Origin of the sequence: Mesorhizobium terrae, from assembly GCF_008727715.1 — a bacterium.
In the GTDB taxonomy this organism is placed as follows: Bacteria; Pseudomonadota; Alphaproteobacteria; order Rhizobiales; family Rhizobiaceae; genus Mesorhizobium; species Mesorhizobium terrae.
In genome coordinates this window covers 1352969-1371102 of record NZ_CP044218.1, presented here as the reverse complement: position 1 = coordinate 1371102, position 18134 = coordinate 1352969, and the positions used below count along the sequence as shown (strand labels likewise).

Annotated in this window: 15 protein-coding genes; 11 read left to right on the top strand and 4 right to left on the bottom strand. The window is 63.5% G+C overall.

The window, feature by feature from the left end; all coding sequences use genetic code 11:
• The first annotated feature begins 16 nt into the window (after positions 1-16).
• On the top strand, positions 17-811 hold the full coding sequence (locus FZF13_RS07780; RefSeq protein WP_150978947.1) for a hypothetical protein: 795 nt from the start codon (positions 17-19) through the stop codon (positions 809-811).
• Between the two features lie 482 nt (positions 812-1293).
• On the opposite strand, the gene FZF13_RS07775 is transcribed toward FZF13_RS07780, so the two are convergent.
• The 3 genes from FZF13_RS07775 to FZF13_RS07765 form a co-directional block, all read right to left on the bottom strand.
• Entirely contained in the window at positions 1294-2295 is a 1002-nt protein-coding gene (locus tag FZF13_RS07775) for a calcium/sodium antiporter (RefSeq protein ID WP_150978946.1), read from the bottom strand.
• 475 nt (positions 2296-2770) lie between these two features.
• Positions 2771-3445, bottom strand: coding sequence for a carbonic anhydrase family protein (locus FZF13_RS07770; protein ID WP_150978945.1), 675 nt, complete (start codon positions 3443-3445; stop codon positions 2771-2773).
• A gap of 15 nt (positions 3446-3460) precedes the next feature.
• The gene (locus tag FZF13_RS07765; RefSeq protein WP_206078111.1) at positions 3461-5173 is read right to left on the bottom strand and encodes a SulP family inorganic anion transporter; all 1713 of its coding nucleotides are present in this window, start codon (positions 5171-5173) and stop codon (positions 3461-3463) included.
• Between FZF13_RS07765 and FZF13_RS29150 the strand changes: the two genes are divergently transcribed.
• The gene (locus tag FZF13_RS29150) at positions 5157-5516 is read left to right on the top strand and encodes a hypothetical protein (RefSeq protein WP_150978944.1); all 360 of its coding nucleotides are present in this window, start codon (positions 5157-5159) and stop codon (positions 5514-5516) included. The two genes, FZF13_RS07765 and FZF13_RS29150, sit on opposite strands and share 17 nt — an antisense overlap.
• Before the next feature lie 579 nt (positions 5517-6095).
• Here FZF13_RS29150 and FZF13_RS29415 read toward each other — a convergent pair.
• The gene (locus FZF13_RS29415) at positions 6096-6221 is read right to left on the bottom strand and encodes a hypothetical protein (RefSeq protein ID WP_281350930.1); all 126 of its coding nucleotides are present in this window, start codon (positions 6219-6221) and stop codon (positions 6096-6098) included.
• Between the two features lie 709 nt (positions 6222-6930).
• On the opposite strand from FZF13_RS29415, the gene FZF13_RS07755 reads away from it, so the two are divergent.
• From FZF13_RS07755 to cysC, 9 genes are all read left to right on the top strand, one after another.
• A complete protein-coding gene (locus FZF13_RS07755) occupies positions 6931-8163 on the top strand; it encodes a universal stress protein (RefSeq protein ID WP_150978943.1) in 1233 nt (410 codons plus the stop codon).
• Between the two features lie 198 nt (positions 8164-8361).
• Entirely contained in the window at positions 8362-9426 is a 1065-nt protein-coding gene (locus FZF13_RS07750; RefSeq protein WP_150978942.1) for a TerC family protein, read from the top strand.
• A complete protein-coding gene (locus tag FZF13_RS07745) occupies positions 9423-9767 on the top strand; it encodes a DUF1476 domain-containing protein (protein WP_150978941.1) in 345 nt (114 codons plus the stop codon). The genes FZF13_RS07750 and FZF13_RS07745 overlap by 4 nt, the downstream gene beginning before the upstream one ends.
• A 180-nt stretch (positions 9768-9947) precedes the next feature.
• Positions 9948-10706, top strand: coding sequence for a tellurite resistance TerB family protein (locus FZF13_RS07740; protein ID WP_167523851.1), 759 nt, complete (start codon positions 9948-9950; stop codon positions 10704-10706).
• Between the two features lie 28 nt (positions 10707-10734).
• Positions 10735-12309 carry a pyruvate kinase gene (locus FZF13_RS07735; protein WP_150978939.1) on the top strand — a complete coding sequence of 525 codons (1575 nt, stop codon included), beginning with the start codon at positions 10735-10737 and terminating at the stop codon, positions 12307-12309.
• A gap of 65 nt (positions 12310-12374) precedes the next feature.
• Positions 12375-13355, top strand: coding sequence for a dihydroorotase (gene pyrC, locus FZF13_RS07730; RefSeq protein WP_244505151.1), 981 nt, complete (start codon positions 12375-12377; stop codon positions 13353-13355).
• Positions 13356-13392: 37 nt separating this feature from the next.
• The gene (gene ilvD, locus FZF13_RS07725) at positions 13393-15114 is read left to right on the top strand and encodes a dihydroxy-acid dehydratase (RefSeq protein ID WP_150978938.1); all 1722 of its coding nucleotides are present in this window, start codon (positions 13393-13395) and stop codon (positions 15112-15114) included.
• Positions 15115-15267: 153 nt separating this feature from the next.
• Complete coding sequence (gene cysD / locus FZF13_RS07720; RefSeq protein ID WP_047558490.1) at positions 15268-16200, top strand: sulfate adenylyltransferase subunit CysD; 933 nt, start codon at positions 15268-15270, stop codon at positions 16198-16200.
• A complete protein-coding gene (cysC, locus tag FZF13_RS07715; RefSeq protein WP_082004873.1) occupies positions 16200-18125 on the top strand; it encodes an adenylyl-sulfate kinase in 1926 nt (641 codons plus the stop codon). The genes cysD and cysC overlap by 1 nt, the downstream gene beginning before the upstream one ends.
• The last annotated feature ends 9 nt before the right edge of the window (positions 18126-18134 follow it).

Genomic DNA, 18134 nt, shown 5'->3' with positions numbered 1-18134 from the left:
GGGCAGCAATGCGGCGTTGGATACGCTCGCCTCACTGATCTGGACCGACGCGCCGATCACGGTGCGGATCGGGCCCGAGAACGCCGATCTCGCCCTCCCGCCGATCGCCACGGTCGGCAAGGTGCTGGACGCGTCGGTCGATGGCGGCGTGCTGCGGATCGCGTTGGCTGACGATACCGCCGATCTGAAGCGACCGTTGCTGGTCGATCGGTTCGCGGGCACGGGCGGGATCGAAGGCCCGGCGGAATGGGACGGGATGTTGAAGCCGCGCGCCTGGGGACGGTGTTTCAACGTCGTCGGCCGACCGATCGACACCGCAAATAACATCTGGTGCTTCGCCGAGCCGGTCAACGCCCGGTACCTTCATTTCGACGTCACCCAACCCACCGGCCAGCCGATCAGCGCCGGGATCGTGATGGTTGGAAAGGCGTTTCGGCCCGCCCTCGGTCAGGAATGGGGCGCGGGGCGTCGCCCGATCGACACGGGCTCCGTGACGCCGTTGCTGTCGGGCGGCTTCTCGATCGTCGAGGGCGCGCGCAAACGGCACCTGAATTTCACGCTGGGCGACCTGAGCGAAGCGGAGGCCGACCAGCTCGAAGACCTCGCGCTCGATCGCGGCGACTCGGAGTGCAGCCGTCGACGCTCTACCGGCATATACCGGGCGGGCGCAGCTCGCTTATGCGCGACCCGATTGAGCGGTGATGCGCCTGCCGCTGCGCGGCACCGTGGCTCTACTCGCTTCGCTCCCCGAGCCCGCGAACGGTCTCGGCCTGCCGGTGACGATCCACATGGCGGGACCGAGAATCTCTGACGCGGATTTCGGCCGAATCCTGCCGGCGCGGACGCGCTGGCATGGGGAAAGGGAGCGCCGCCCCCTCTCCCCAGCAACGACAATCAGCCGGGCCGTGGCTCGCTTCGCTGCTGTAGCGTGACACGAATTGCTGGAGTCTTTGACAAGAGATTCTGGAGCACTCCGGTTTTGCATTGAGAGGCTTCTAAGCGGTCGCTTACGCGTCGCAAAGAGTCTTCTCAACCAGCCGGTCTAGACCCATTCCTCCATCCCGATCTCCCATCGGGTCTGTTTGCGATTGCGCCGTTCGAAGGCGCGCCAACGCTCGAACAGGCCGTAATGGATGCGCTGGCGCAGACCGGGGGTGCGATCGACATTTTCGACGATCAGCGCCTGGCGCGAGCTGCTGGGCGACCTCCTCGACAGTGATGGTCGGATCGGCGGGCCGTATCCGGAATGGAAAGCGCGCTTGCACGTCGAGCCCGAGCCACTCGGGTGGGCTTTTACGAGGCAGAAATGATCCAAGCGACGTAGGCCAGATAGATTCCGCAGAACGTAGCGCCTTCGGCACGGCTGATCTTCCGGCCCGTCCAAGCGAAAAGCATTAACAGCCCGGAGGCGACGAGCATCGCGGGCATGTCAAACTGGGCAATTCGCTCCGGCACTGGCGTAGGCGCGATCAAAGCAGTGAAGCCGCCGATGCCGAGTATGTTGTAGATGTTGGAGCCGAGCACATTGCCGAGCGCGACGTCAGACTGCCGGCGAACGGCCGCGACCAACGAGGTGACAAGCTCCGGCATCGAAGTCCCCACAGCGACGATCGTGAGTCCGATCAACGCCTCTGACAGCTCAAGGACGCGCGCGAGTTCGACCGCGCCGTCGACGAGCAGCCGCCCGCCGAAGATGATCGCCACCAGTCCCACGATCGCGATGGCCACAGGTTTGAGCCATGATGGTGCCCCGCGGTCGCGCGGCGCGGCCGGGCGGAGCGCCGAATCGACGCCTTCAATGGCTTCAGCTTTCTCGAACGCGGCAGTATGGTCGCCCGCAACGGCGGCCACCGTGCGCTCCTGCCGGTACGCGTAGGCCATGTAGACCACAAGACCGAGCACGAAGGCGCCGCCGACCCAACGCTCCAGCCCTACCGTCCAGCCAACCACCAGAAACATGAGCGCCGTCACAACCACGAACAGACCATCTCGTTTCAACGCGTTCGTCTGCACTGCCAACGGAAAGATCACAGCCGATAAGCCGAGGATCAGCAAAATGTTGGCGATATTCGATCCGACAATATTGCCGACCGCAATGCCGGACGATCCGATCAGAGCCGCCTGTACGCTGGTCACCAGCTCGGGCGTCGACGTGCCGAAGCCGACCAGTGTCAGCCCGATTAACAGGGGCGACACGCCCATCTGCTCCGCCAGCCTGACCGATCCGCGCACCAGCAGCTCCCCGCCCCCGATGAGCAGCGCCAGACCTCCGATGAGGAGCAGTGCGATGTCCACGCCGCTTTGTCTCCTAACGCTTCACGGTGTCACGGGTTTGTTGGGCAAAAGCGCCATTCGCTCCCGCTCATTCCACCGCTATGGGACGCCTCGCCTATCGGAGGAAGGGAGCTGTGCGCATGCAAGCGTGCTCGGGTCGTATCGGTCAGCCTCTCTTCTCCTGCGACAACATGCGCTAAGATCAGAGCATTTCCGAGAAGTTGCGCCCTGCCTAACGTCCGGTCCGAGCGGGAGGTCAGGTCGGAGGCTATTAGTCCGAGCTCGACATTGCTCTGTTCTTTCCCATTTATCTGCCGCGGGGACTCGAAGCGGTGCAGTTGTGCTCCTTCTCAGGAATGCATGGCCGCTTGTTTCGCCCGCCCGGACGTCGAGTTCTTGCGCGCGGCCTGTGCCGGTGGCCTGACACTAACAGGGCAGCACTGGAACGGACGACTGCACTGTAGTGCATCACCCCGCGCGAACGGCCTGCCACAATTCAGGCAGTCAAGAACTCGACCTCGCCAGTCTCCATCGCGTACATCGCTCCGACGATCTTGATTTCTCCAGCCTGTTCCATCTCGGCCAAGATGGCGCTTTCGGCGCGCACGCGCTCGACCCCCAGCCTGACGTTCTGCTCGGCGACCCAGCGGACATACTCGGTATTTGCGCTGGTTCGGGCGCCTTCGAAGCCGTCCGTTCTGAGCGTCGCCGGCCGGATCTTACCCAGTAGGGCGGTAATATGACCCATCTGGACGCCGTCGATAGCCCCCATGACCGCACCGCAAAGCTCGTGACCCATGACGACGACGAGCTTGGCGCCCGCGACCTTGCACGCGAACTCCATGCTGCCGAGGATGTCGACGTTGATGGTGTTGCCTGCCACTCGCGCCACGAACATGTCACCTATCCCCCGGTCGAACACATCCTCAACCGGGATCCTCGAATCGAGACAGGACAGCACCACCGCCTTCGGATACTGACCCGCGACTGCGCGGCGGATCTGTTCGTTGTGGTTGCGGAGCGTCACTTCGCCACTCACAAAGCGGTCGTTACCCTCCGTGAGCAGGGCGATTACCCTGTCCGGCGTCAGGCTCGCCTGCTCCTCCTTGGTGAGGACCTCCTCGACGAGGCCCTGCTTTTCTCCGTTGGCTATTTCGGACGCGGTATTCATTGCTTTCTCCTTTGATCAAGTCGCTCCAACGGGGGCGATGGCGTCTCCATCTTCGCGGGCCGGCGGCCCGCGGCGTTTCAGCCAATCGCTCACCGACTCCATGTCGGCGAACAGCATGTCCTCGCTGATCAGGTCAGGGACAATCTTCAGGTCCCGCAGCATGGCGAGGGGCTGTTCCTGAACGCCTGTGAGGGCCACCTGAGCGCCCTTCTGGCGCAGGTCGAAGGCGACCTGCTCCAGTGCGTAAAGCCCTGACTGGTCGACATAGGGAACCTCTTCCATGCGGATCACCAGCAGCGCGGCGTTCGCGTCGACCGTGCTCGCCATCTCCTGGAACCGCGATGCGGAGCCGAAGAAGAGCGGTCCGTACATGTGCTTGATGTAGATTTGCCCTGGATGGGCGTCGAGTGCCTTCTCTTCATCGGCCCAAGGCTGATCGGTGAGTTCGCCGACATGGGAGTTCGCCTCGGTCAGGTCGCTCATCTTCTTCATGAACAGAATGCTGGCCAGGACCACGCCGATCGCGACGGCATGGATGAGGTTTCCGAACACGGTCATACCCATGACGATGAGCAGCACGGCGGCGTCGGCACGGGGTATCCGGACGAGATGCCGGAAGCCCTTGTAGTCTATGATGGAGAGGCCGACCGGAATCAGGAGCCCGGCGAGAACGCTTAGGGGTATGTAGCCGGCGAACCGGCCGAGCCCGAGGAGCACGGCCAGCAGGAACAGGCCATGCACAACGCCGGACAGCCGCGTCGTTCCGCCAGCGTTGATGTTGACCACCGTTCCCTTCGTCGCGCCGGCGCCTGGGATGCCACCGAAGATCGCCGCGACGCTGTTCCCGATGCCTTGTCCGATCAGTTCGCGCCGGCTGTCATGCTTGGTCTTGGTGATGTTATCGGCGATCACCGAGGTCAGCAGGGAATCGATTGAACCGAGCAGTGCCAGGGTGACGCCGAACCCGATGATGAGCGGATAGTGCTCGGGCGACACCGAGAACATCTGGTCCAGCTGCAGCCCGGGAATAGCGCTGGGAATTGCACCCACATTGGGCACGTCTAGGTCCGCGAAAACAGCGACCAACGTGCCCACCAGGAGGGCCACGAGCACGTTTGGCACCGCTTTGGTCACACGCGGGAACAGATAGTACACCGCTACGGTGATCGCCCCCAGCATCACCGCGCTCCAGTTCACGGCGGCGATCGGTTCGGCGATGCGGGTGAAGACCTCCAGCGGCGATTTCGGCGACGCAGATCCGAGGAACGGCCAGATCTGAAGCACGATAATGATCAGTCCGACGCCGCTCATGAAGCCTGATACAACGGGATAGGGGAAGAACTTGACGTACTTACCGACGCCAACAAGTCCGAGCACGACTTGCAGGATGCCGCCGCAAAGGAAAGCCAGCAGAGCGATGCCCAGCCCCGCTTCCACGCTGCCGGTCGTCGCGATAGCCGTCGCCACCACGGAGGCTGAGACGACGGTCATCGGTCCGGTCGGACCCGATGCCTGCGTACGGGTGCCGCCAAGCGCCGCAGCAAGGATCCCAAGCGCGATGGCACCGTAGAGGCCTGCGGCTGCGCCGAGCCCCGATTGAACGCCGAACGCCAATGCCAATGGCAGCGCGATCACGCCCGCCACCAGCCCCCCCGACAGGTCGCCCTTCAAAAAGGCAAGCGAATAGCCCCCAGGCAGAGTGCGTCCGGGCATGTCGCGTGAGGCCATCACACACTTCCTCCTGAAGTTTGTCACCCGCGCTGCCGGTGCAGGCCGTCCATACCAGTTGATGGGCGTGCGGGATAGTCGGCACGGTGAGCGGCGCGGAGTTCTTCGTGACCAGCGCCATTTCGTCGGCATTCTTGGCTGCCCTGCTCACGGCAACCTTCCAGTGGACGTCAGAACCTACGCTATCGAAGTGGTCGGGCTGATCGTCGGCGGGCTTGCGGCGGCACCCCTGGCCGGCTTCGTTGCGCGGCTCGCGCCCGCCCGTTATCTAACTATTGCCGTTGGCCTGCTCGTACTCGGGTTGGCCGCGTGGCAGATCGTGCGAGCCGTCAAGCTGACGTAGCCTTCAATGAAGTCACGCCCGATATTCGGCCGCAAGCTTGCAGGGTCAGTACGGCTAGGCACTCGGTGTATTACAGGCTTGGCCGTTCGAACGGCAACAGTGCCTCTTTCCCCTCTCACTGCCACCGCACCTCCCCGGTAGCGAGGCCGTAAACAGCTCCGACCACCTTCAACTCTCCTCGGCTCTGCGGCCCTATTCTCAAACTCGGTGTAGGTCACAACTGCTGTGACGACGCGTCGAGGTTGTCCAATCGATCGATCATTTTCTTGCACCTGTCTCGGCCGTCTGGTCCTCCGCGACGCACTGAGCAACGGCAGCACGAAGTTCTGGGCTGCTCGGCCTCAGATCGGCGAGGTCGGACGCGCCTTTCCCCTCCAAGATGCGATCTGCCGCGCAGCCGCAAAGGCGCTCTGGATCGACCCCCGCCGCCAGCGCGATCTCAGACTGAGGAACCCAAGCCGTGCAGGCTTGCACAGCACTTTGCCGAACCCCACGCCGGATACTTTGGTCGACGACGCCGCCGCTGTCACAGGCCGCTAGTGAGAGAAGCGACATAGCGGCCAACATTCTGTTCATTGATTATTCTTCATCATCGTCTTGGCCGCGCTGCTCCGTGCGATCGTCATCGTCAGGCTCACGCTCAGGCGCGTTGCAGGCCGACAGAGCGAGCAGCGCGACGGTTGCGCATGTGAGCAGAAGCCTCATGCCGGTTTCCTTACCTTTTCGCCCGAAGCGGTCCGACATGGCGACTGTCGGGGGTTAACAGCCGCCAGTGGTCCGCGACCCTGATGGCAAAGTCAACATCAAGCAATCGATCAGCATGACAGGCCGCGGCGCAAGCTACCTTCGGCTGGCGTGGCTTTCCTCACGCGCCCTGGCATTGCCGACCTTGGCAGTTTACCCAGCCGCCACACCGTCCAGCGCGCTGAGGCGCGCTTGGGCAAGTCTGGGACCAAACTGATGCCTAGCGACAGTAGTCGACAGCACACGCCGCTGAGGCCGTCCGGCCGAGCCTAGCTCGTGACAGCCAAGACGGCTGACACGAGGTGAGTCATGAGCACTTATTGCGCGCGCTACCCCAGCCGCTCCACGGTCTGCTTGAGATTGCGCAGCTAGCGTAAGGCTTTTCGGCCCTTGAGCGTTCAGAAGGATGCCGTGAGAGCACTTGCGTCGAACACAGGGACACAGTCAATTGTCCCGCCGCGGGACAGCGCCAGTCGGCACGCGCCCCGCGCGGCGGAATGGCGCTGTTCCGAAGGCTTCCTTGAGTGTTCCGTTCTGATGGTCTGCGGGCGAGACGCAGCTGCTCGGCAGCGCGCTCGATGCTGGTTCGTGACCGTCCAGCGTAGTGTGGCTGCTTGTACTCCGATCCGCAGTTTTTCTCGATCAAAGCACTATTATTAATCTGCTTGTTTTGACGATCAATCAAGCCCACATTCCGCACATGCTCAAGAATCTGGGTGGATGGAGGATTGATGATCGTTGTTCAGGCCTGACAGGGACCGACCGATGGTGCTTGCACGCCGACTGCATCACGGCGATCGGCAATACGATCGTCGTGAAACCGGCGGATCGGCTTCCCGACCGCGGCATCGTTGGCCAGACCGCGTCGGAGCCTTCAGCCATTGAAATCGAGCGCAGCGGCTTCGTTCCCCGACGTCACCAAGCAGCTCTGCGCTCGGCAAAGGTACAGGCAAACGGACGGGGAGGAACAGGCGCCGTGCGGACTGACGAACAACGACGGCACAAGAGGGCGATGCCGTCCCGAACCATCCGGACCAAGCTGGGATTTGAGAGAATGGCTTTCAACGACGCCCTGCTTCACGTGAGCAGCTATCCCGATCCGACCCCGGTTGCGGCCGTCGAGCAAGCGGTCGACTTCTCCGCGGCGTTAGGCGCGCGCATCTCGGCGCTGACTTTCAAGGTCGAGATCCCGCTAGCCAGCAACATAGTTGCGGACATGTTGCTCGACATCCCGGGCATGATTGCGGCGGCGCGGCGGAGGAGCGTGGCGCATGCCCAGAATCTGATCGGTGCGTTCGAAAGCATGGCGACGAAGCGTGGCCTCACACACCAGCAGATCATCGTGTCATGCACCACGGTGCAGCTCCCGGACATCGTGACTGAACGCGCCAGGATGCACGATGTCACGATGGTCCCGATCGGCAAGCACGCGGACCTACAGCAACAAATCGCCAAGTGCGTGATACTCGGCTCTGGGCGACCGACGATTGTCTTCCCGGAAACGCCCAAAAAGCAGCAGTTCTTTTCCCTCGATGTCGTTGGAGTGGCTTGGGACTTCAGCCGGCCCGCGGCACGAGCCGTGGCGGATGCCCTCCCGCTCCTTCAGCGCGCCAAGACCGTGCGGGTGGTGACGATCACACAGAAGAAGGCGCCCGATACGAGAAGCTCGGGAGGGGAACTCGCGGAGCATCTCGCCTGTCATGGGATCGAGGCTGTCTTGGAGGAGGAAGACGCCGCCGGCCGGACGATCGGCCAGGCTCTCGAAGAGTATGCAACCGCGCACGACCTCGACCTGCTCGTAATGGGTGCCTACGGGCACTCCCGCTTGCGCGACTTCATCCTGGGTGGCGCGACGAAGACCATCGTCGCGAACCCGCCGCTGCCAGTGTTCCTCTCACATTGAGATGGAGCACATACGGCAGTGCATCGGCGAGCGACAACCCGAACAAGAGCCATTGGCGCTATCGCAATTGGCCCGCTCGCTAACGTCTCAAACGCTCCCGAAGGCCCCGGGTCCCGCTGGCGTTCGAGCATGGCGCAATAGGGAGCCCGTAACGCATTCAACGGGTGCTCTCAAACACCCGAATAGTAAGGATTACGCATGGAACTGCTCGCCGATTTCCTGACCAGCGATTTCCTCGGCAAGTCTGTCTGGCTATGGCTCGCCTTCCTCTTCGTGGTCGGCGCGCTGCTCGCCTTCGACCTCGGCATTCTTCACAAGAAGGATAAAGAGCTCGGTGTCGCGGAAAGCCTGAAGCTATCGGTGTTCTACATCGCTGTCGCGCTCGTGTTCGGTGCTTGGCTGTGGTGGTCCATGGGCCCGACCTCGGGCATGGAGTACTTCACGGGCTACGCTCTGGAGAAGGCGCTTTCGATCGACAACGTCTTCGTCATCTCGCTGATTTTCAGTTATTTCGCCATTCCCGCCAAGTATCAGTACCGGGCCCTGCTGTGGGGGATCATCGCGGTGCTGGTCTTGCGCGGCATCATGATCGGGCTCGGCGCGGCGCTCGTGCAGCAGTACGAGTGGGTACTCTACATCTTCGCTGTCTTTCTGATCGCCACGGGGATCAAGATCCTCGTCGTCGGCGAGGGCGAAAAAGACGTGTCGAAGAACCCGATCGTGCGCTTTCTGTCCAAGCGTATGCGGGTGTCGGCAGAGTTGCACGGTTCGCATTTCTTCGTTCGCAAGCCAGACCCGAAGACAGGCAAGCTCGCGCGCTTTGCGACGCCCCTGTTTCTGGCGCTGGTCATGATCAACATCGCCGATCTGGTATTCGCGGTCGACTCGGTGCCGGCGATCTTCGCCATTACGACGGACACCTACATCGTGTACACGGCCAATATCATGGCGATCCTCGGGCTGCGCGCCCTCTATTTCGCTCTCGCCGCCATGGTGCATCGCTTCGAGTATCTGAAATACGCGCTCGCCATCGTGCTGGTCTTCATCGGGGCGAAGATCTTCTGGAACCAGATCGTCGGCAAACTCGACCCCGCGATCTCGCTCGGCGTGACCCTGTCCCTCATCGCGGGCGGTGTGCTCTTCTCGCTCTGGAAGACACGTGCGGCCGCGCGCGAGGAAACTCATGGTCGCGGCCAGACGGATTTGCCTCCGCTCCCCGTCGGAGAGCACCCCCATGCCCGCTCTGCCGGAGATGATCGATGAACGTTGATGTCCCTATTGCTGCCATGACACACGGCACCGCATCCTCCACCGGGACCGACTCGTGCATAGACACCGACACGCGTGACAACGTCCTTGCCCGCCGCAACGTGCTCGCGGGTTTGTGGGCCGGTCGACTGATGCAGCTCCGGGACGATGGAGTTCAAGGCTACGCGACAGCGGTTCACCACGCCGACTTTTGCGAGCCTGGGGACGAAGATGTCGTCGACAAGCTCTTTGGCGACCTTACCCGTTGCGGATTTGCCATCACGCGCGAGGAAGTACGCCGCAAGCTCTGTGAGTTCCATCGTCAGGCGATCGTGCAAACCCGCGAGACCGACTGAATGACCCGGAAGAGACGACTGGCGAAGGCAAATCGCTCGGCACGTATAGATGACGCGCCGTCGCGTGCGAACTGCACGTGCCGTAGCACTGAATCGCCGCTGCGCTGCTGCCGCGGCGCAGCGCTGTGAATGCATGTCTGCAAAAGGCACGAGCCGACCGGTCCATCACAGGAGAACACAATGATCGACGTGAACAAACTGCTGAACACCGTGCTGGCGGGTGACCCGGCATCACGGCAAGGCAACGCGGAAGTCGGACTACCGGTCGACCGCAGTAGACGCGCGGGCCTCGGCGATTACCTCTCCAGCAATGTGGGCGCACTCGGAACTGGCGCGCTCGCGGGTGGTTTGGCGGGCACGCTCCTGACCTCCAAGCACGCGCGGAAGCTCGGCGGCAGCGCTTTGCAGATCGGGGCTGTCGCCCTGCTCGGAGGGCTCGCCTATAAGGCCTACAGCAACTATCGCGACGGCAAGCCGCTCGTTCCGCAAACCATCCGCGATGCGCTTGGCGGCCTCTCGCCGCAGCAGGCCGGTGCGGCACAACCGGCTTCCGGCGGTCTGTTGTCGCCACCGAGTGCTCTGCCGGCAGACAGCAGCGCCACCCTCCTGTTGCGTGCGATGATCGCGTCGGCCATGGCCGATGGTCGCCTTGACGAGACCGAGCGTTCCCGTTTGATCGAGCGCGTCGAAGCGAGCGCTCTCCCGGGCGAGGAGCGGCATTTTCTCGAGTCTCTGATCGCCCATCCGGATACGCCGGAGCAACTCGCCGCCGCTGCGAATTCTCCTGAGGAGGCCGCGCAGGTGTACCTGGCAGCCTTCATCGCAATTGATGCCGATACTCCCGCCGAAGCGGCTTGGCTCGACGATTTGGCCAACAAGCTCGGCCTCGATCCGCTTTTGCGCAGGAACATCGAGGCCGCCGGCCGCGGTACCGCGTGATCTTGTAGGACGCGCGATCGGAGAGCCAATGACGCTGAATGCGATCCAACGTTCGAGCTTGAAACGTCCTGCTGCGGGCCGCACCCGTGAGGCAGACCGGAAGGTGTCTGCGAAGCGCCTCCTGTCCAGGATCGTTCGCATCCGAGCTGCCGTCATTCGGGAGAGCCAAGCCATTGTGGAGGACTGGACCCCCAACGTGGCTCGGCCGAGTTTTCTGCCTGGAGCCATCAATCTCGCGCAGTATCTAGCGTTTCGTCGCCATGATTTAAGCGGTCTACAACATCAGCTCTCGGCGCTTGGACTGACTTCGCTCGGGCGGAGTGAGGGCCGCGTTATGGCGACCCTTGACGCCGTCTGCGCGAGGCTGACCGAAATCGCCGGCGAGCCCGCCGTGTCCCATCCCGTCCCCTTAGCCTTCCGGAACGGAAAGCGGATTTTGAGGCGAGAGCAGGCCAGGATTTTCGGGAGCGATCCGCACGGGCCCGGCACGCGGATCATGGTCACGTTGCCGACCAGAGCCAGTGAAGATCGCGCCCTGGTGGCTGACATCATTCGGGCCGGCGCCGATTGCCTGCGCATCAACTGCGCGCATGGGGGACCGGAGACCTGGGCGACCATGATCGAGAACAGCCGCGCCGCGGCGGCTGAGCAAGGCAGGACCTGTCCAATCCTCATGGATATCGCCGGCCCGAAATGCCGGATCGCCGAAGTCTGCGCGCCGAAGAAGACGCGGCTCCACCGCGGCGACCTTCTCATGTTGGCTGGTCGCATGCCCGCTCAGCTAAAGGCTGGCGATATCGTCATCCGTGTGACGTTCCCTGCCGTACTTGATCAGCTTGAAGCCGGAGCACGGGTCTTCATCGACGATGGCCGCATTGGAGCGCGCGTCGAAAGGATTGAGCCTGACGGCGCGATGCTTCGCGTGAAGCAGGCGCGCAGCAAAGGGGAGAAGCTCAGACGCAAAAAGGGACTGAACTTCCCGGATACGGCGCTCGATCTTCCGCCCCTGACCGAGAAGGATCTGCAGGATCTCGATTTCGTCGCGGAGAATGCCGATCTCGTCGGGTTTTCCTTCGTTCAGCGTCCGTCAGACATCACCCTTATTCAGCAGGAACTGGCAGCACGACGCGGCGAACGCCCCGCGCAGCCGTTAGTGCTCAAGATCGAAACCGCGCTCGCCGTCAGGAACCTTCCCGAACTGATCGTGCATGGCGCCGGGCAACAACCGCTGGCGGTCATGATCGCGCGTGGCGATCTGGCGGTCGAACTTGGTTTCGAACACATCAGCGAAGTCCAAGAGAACATTCTCTGGCTATGCGAGGCAGCCCATGTGCCTGTCATCTGGGCGACCCAGGTGTTGGCTGGGTTGGTGGAAGAAGGATCGCCCAGCCGGGCGGAAGTAACCGATGCGGCCATGGCGCAGCGCGCCGAATGCGTGATGCTCAACAAAGGACCTTTCATCGTCGAGGCAGTACGTTTTCTCGACAATGTGCTCCGCCGCATGGATCGCCATCAGTCGAAGAAGTCGGCCCGCCTCATGCCGCTGGAGCTCTGGATAGAACCGCAAGATGCGCGTCAGGCGCGCGAAGCGGAGCGAAGGTGACCCCGGTGAACGAGATGACCCTCCTTCGGCCTGACGACTGGCACGTGCACCTTCGGGATGGGGCCATGCTGCAGATGGCGCTGCCATGGACGGCGAGCACCTTCGGCCGCGCCATTATCATGCCCAATCTCGATCCGCCGATCACGACGGCTGCCCAAGCTGCGGCGTATCGCGATCGGATCCGGCGCGTCTTGCCCGACGGCTCCAGGTTCGTGCCGCTGATGACCTGCTTCCTCACCGATGAGACCGATCCAGTGGAGGTAGCTCGAGGCTTCGCCGAGGGAGTTATCACCGCGGTCAAGATGTATCCGGCGCGCAGCACGACCAATTCCGCCGCCGGTGTCACGAATGTCCGCCGGGTCTATCCGGTGTTGGAGCGGATGCAGGCCATCGGCATGCCGCTTCTGGTCCATGGCGAGGTGGCCGACGGCGAGGTCGACGTCTTCGACAGGGAGAAGGCGTTCATAGACCGGGTGCTTGTCCGGCTGCGGTCCGATTTCCCGGCGCTGCGGATCGTCCTGGAGCACATCACGACCGCCGAAGCCGTGGACTATGTGCAGGACGCCGAGGGGCCCATCGGAGCCACCATTACTGTTCATCATTTGATGATCAATCGCAACGCGATGTTCGCGGGCGGTATCCGGCCGCATATGTTCTGTTTGCCCGTGGCCAAGCGGGAGGGCCATCGCCTCGCATTAAGGAACGCCGCGACCTCCGGCAACCCCCGCTTCTTCCTCGGCACGGATTCGGCGCCGCACCTGGTCCGGGACAAGGAATCGGCCTGCGGCTGCGCCGGCATCTTTACGGCGCCGGTTGCGCTCGAATTGTACGCCCAGGTCTTTGATGAGGAAGGGGCGCTCGATCGGCTCGAAGCCTTCGCGTCGCTCAACGGCGCACGTTTTTACGGCCTGCCGCCCAATACCGAGACCGTCACGCTCGTGCAGTCAGCTTGGAAGCCGCCCGAAACCCAGCCGGTTGGAAGGGAGCAGGTGCGGGTGTTCTGCCCGGAAGGCGTGGTCCGTTGGCGCATTGCGCCGACGGATTGAAAGCAACGGATCCCTATTCACAAACCGAGGCCGACCCATGACACATAGCTTCGACAAATCCAGGCTGCCGAGTCGCCACACGACCGTTGGTCCCGAGCGCGCGCCGCATCGTTCGTTCCTCTACGCCATGGGGCTGACCGAAAAGGAGATTGCCCAGCCCTTTGTCGGCGTCGCCACCTGCTGGAACGAGGCGGCGCCGTGCAACATCGCGCTCAGCCGCCAGGCGCAGGCGGCCAAGCTGGGCGTCAAGGCGGCCGGTGGCACGCCGCGCGAGTTCACCACCATCACCGTGACCGACGGTATCGCCATGGGTCACCAGGGCATGAAGTCGTCGCTGGTGAGCCGGGAAGTGATCGCCGATTCGATCGAGCTCACCATGCGCGGCCATTGCTACGACGCGCTGGTTGGCCTTGCCGGCTGTGACAAGTCGCTGCCCGGCATGATGATGGCGATGGTCCGCCTCAACGTCCCGAGCGTGTTCCTTTACGGCGGAACAATCCTGCCCGGGCGCTTCCGCGGCAAGGACGTCACCGTGCAGGACGTCTACGAAGCGGTGGGCGGCTATCAGGCTGGCCAGATTTCCGCCGACGAGCTGCACGCGCTCGAATGTGTCGCTTGCCCTTCCGCAGGCTCCTGCGGCGGCCAGTTCACTGCCAATACCATGGCCTGCGTCTCCGAGGCGCTTGGGCTCGCACTGCCCGGCTCGGCCGGTACCCCGGCGCCCTACGAGAGCCGCGACGCCTTCGCGGAAGCGTCCGGCAAGGCCGTGATGAACCTGCTGGCGCGCGATCTCAGGCCGCGCGACATCGTCACCCGCAAGGCACTGGAGAACGCCGCTACCGTGGTGGCGGCTTCTGGCGGCTCGACCAATGCGGCGCTGCACTTGCCGGCGATCGCGCACGAGGCGGGCATCGACTTCGACCTGCATGCGGTCGCCGAGATCTTCAAGCGCACGCCCTACATCGCCGATCTCAAACCCGGTGGGCGCTACCTTGCCAAGGATCTGTTCGAGATCGGCGGTGTGTCGGTGCTGCTGAAGGCGCTGCTCGACGGCGGCTATCTGCACGGCGACTGCATCACGGTGACAGGCAAGATGATCGCCGAAAACCTGGCCGATGTAGTCTTCCCGACCGACCAGGACATCGTTCGCCCGATCTCCGATCCGATCACCACCACCGGCGGCGTGGCCGGTCTGCGCGGCACGCTCGCCCCCGAGGGCGCGATCGTCAAGGTGGCTGGTATGACGAACCTCCAATTCCGCGGGCCGGCCCGGTGCTTCGACTCCGAGGAAGCGGCCTTCGACGCCGTCCAGAAGCGTAAATACCAGTCAGGGGAGGTCATCGTCATTCGCTATGAAGGGCCAAAAGGCGGGCCCGGCATGCGCGAGATGCTGGCGACCACGGCAGCCGTTTACGGCCAGGGCATGGGCGACAAGGTGGCGCTTGTCACCGACGGGCGCTTCTCCGGCGCCACGCGCGGCTTCTGCATTGGGCATGTCGATCCGGAAGCGGCCGTTGGCGGCCCGATCGCATTGCTGAAGGACGGTGACATCATCGCCATCGATGCCGAGGCGGGTACGCTTGACGTGGAGCTCTCGGCCGAAGAGCTGGAGGTTCGGCGCAAGGCGTGGCGACCGCATCGTCACGACTTCCAGTCAGGCGCGCTTTGGAAATTTGCGCAGACCGTGGGGCCCGCCTCGAAAGGCGCGGTCACCCACCCTGGGTCCGCCGCGGAGACGCACTGCTATGCCGACATTTGAAAGCCGGGCGAAGCTGAATGCCCCACGGCCATTCGCGGCTGCACGCACCGTGTCGTGGCGACCTGGCCGCGCGCCGCCTCTGCAAGTGACACTTGGAAGCTCAAGAAGCCGCCATCTTCTCGGCGGCCGCACAAGTCGAGAGACCATGCTGATATGACAGTCATCGAAGCTCCCAGCCGAGTTGATGAACGATTCTCGCACATACGCCGGCTCGAGGCCGAGTCGATCGCCATTATCCGAGAGGTTGCCGCCTGTTTTCAGCGGCCCGTGCTGCTCTACTCGATCGGCAAGGACAGCTCGGTCCTGCTGCATCTGGCGCAAAAGGCATTCGCACCGGCGCCGCTGCCGTTCCCGGTGCTGCATGTCGATACCGGATGGAAGTTCCGGGAAATGATCGCCCACCGCGACAGCATCGCCGCGCGCCTTGGGTTCGAACTCCTCGTTCACACGAACGAGGAAGCCGCGCGCGCTGGCATCACGCCGTTCACCGCATCTTCGGCGGTCTACAACCATGCGATGAAGACCGAGGGACTGAAGCAAGCAATGGCGCGCTGGGGTTTCGATGCTGCGATCGGCGGCGCACGCCGCGACGAGGAGAAGTCGCGCGCCAAGGAGCGCATCTTCTCACACCGCAACCCAGCGCAGCGCTGGGAGCCAAAGACGCAGCGGCCGGAGTTCTGGCATGCTTGGAACACGCGCCTCGCCCCCGGCGAGTCGATGCGTGTATTTCCGCTGTCAAATTGGACCGAGCGCGACGTCTGGGACTACATCTGGATCGAAGGCATCTCCCTCGTTCCTCTTTACTTCGCGAAACCTCGGCCCGTCGTCCGGCGCCAAGACACCTGGATCATGGTGGACGACGACCGCATGCCGCTCGAGGCGGGAGAGTCCCCCGAAAAGAGGTCGGTCCGGTTCCGCTCCATCGGCTGCTATCCCTATACCGGGGCGATCGATAGCACCGCCGCCACGCTTGCCGACATCCTGCTCGAGATGCGGTCGACGCGCATGAGCGAGCGCCAGGGACGCTTGATCGACCACGATCAGCCCGGATCGATGGAGCGCAAGAAACAGGAAGGATATTTCTGATGCGCGACACGCCCCATCAGATGCCGGAAGAGGAAAGCCCGGACGCCATAATCGCCCGCGTCATCGCCGCCGAGCAAGCCAAGTCGCAGCTTCGCCTGTTGACGTGCGGCAGCGTCGATGACGGCAAATCCACGCTGCTCGGGCGAATCCTCTACGACGCCGACTGCGTCTACGAGGATCAGCTTGCGCGCCTGTTCAATGACAGCAAAGGCCGTGTGCCGGAGGGCGATCTCGACTTCGCGCTGCTGCTCGACGGGCTCATGTCCGAGCGCGAGCAGGGCATCACGATCGACGTCGCCTGGCGTTTCTTTGAGACCGACAAGCGCAAGTTTGTCGTCGCCGACTGTCCGGGCCACGAGCAATACACGCGCAACATGGCCACCGGCGCATCGCAGGCGGATGCCGCCCTGCTGCTGGTGGACGCGCGCAAGGGCGTCCTCACCCAGACGCGACGTCATGCTCATATCCTCGCCTTGATGGGCATCCGCCACGTCGCCGTGGCGGTGAACAAGATGGACCTGGTTGGCTTCGACCGCACTGCGTTCGAGCGTCATGCGGCCGAGATTGCCGACCTTGCCGAAGCGCTCGGCTTCACCGACGCGGTTGCCGTCCCGGTCTCGGCGCTCAAGGGCGACAATGTGTTGGGCCGCTCGGCCGCGATGCCCTGGTTCGAGGGCCCTACGATCATCGGATGGCTCGAGTCGGTCGACGTCGACGATGCGCTGGAGATCGGACCATTTCGCATGCCGGTGCAGTGGGTCAGTCGCGCCGGCCAGGATTTTCGCGGCTACTGCGGACGGATCGTGGGCGGCCGGGTGCGACCGGGAGACGAGTTGACGGTGGCACGCTCCGGCGCGCCTACCGTGGTCACGCGCATCATCCCGGAATGTGATCTCGGTCAGGCCGTCGCGGGGCAGTCGGTCACGCTGGTGCTCGACCGCAACGTGGACGTAAGCCGCGGCGACGTGCTGGCCGCCGCCGATAGCCCGCCCGCTATCGCGGATCAGTTTCAGGCGCATCTGCTGTGGTTGGGCGAGGCGCCCATGATCCCCGGCCGCCAATACCTGATGCGGCTCGGCACCGACGAAGTGCCGGTGAGCATCACAGCACTGAAGCATCGGATCGACATCGACACGCGTGCGCATCTGGCTGCCCGTCAGCTCGCAATGAACGAACTCGCGGTCGTGAACCTCGCTGCCGATCGCCCAGTGGCCTTCGACCCTTATGCCGAGAACCGCGACATGGGCGGCTTCGTGCTGGTCGATCGCATCACCCATGCCACGGTGGGCGCCGGGATGATCGACTTCGCGCTGCGGCGCGCCGGCAATATCCCCTGGCAAGCCTTCGATACCGCTCCCGATGCGCGCGCCGCGGCGCAGGGGCAGCGCCCGGCGATCCTGTGGTTCACCGGACTGTCGGGGGCTGGCAAGTCGACGATTGCGAACATCGTCGACCGCAAGCTGATGGCCGCCGGCTTCCATCCATTTGTGCTGGACGGCGACAATGTCCGCCACGGGCTCAATCGCGATCTCGGCTTCACCGAGGCGGATCGGGTCGAGAACATCCGCCGCATGGCCGAGGTCGCAAAACTGATGGCCGATGCCGGGCTTGTCGTGCTGGTCTGCGTGATTTCACCCTATGCGCGCGACCGGGCGCTCGCGCGTGAGATCGCCGGCAGTCATCCATTCTATGAGATCTTTGTCGATGCGCCGCTGACGGTGGCGGAAGCGCGCGATCCCAAGGGGCTTTATGCGAAGGCCCGGGCTGGAAGAATCACGCATGTCCCCGGCATCGACGCGCCTTACGAGACGCCTGAGGCGCCGGAACTGCGCCTCGCTTCTCACGACGGGCCGGCCGAGGCGCTGGCGGATCGGGTTCTCCATCTTCTCAAGCTCGACCGTACTCTCAAGGTGACCGATGACTAGGGAGCTTTC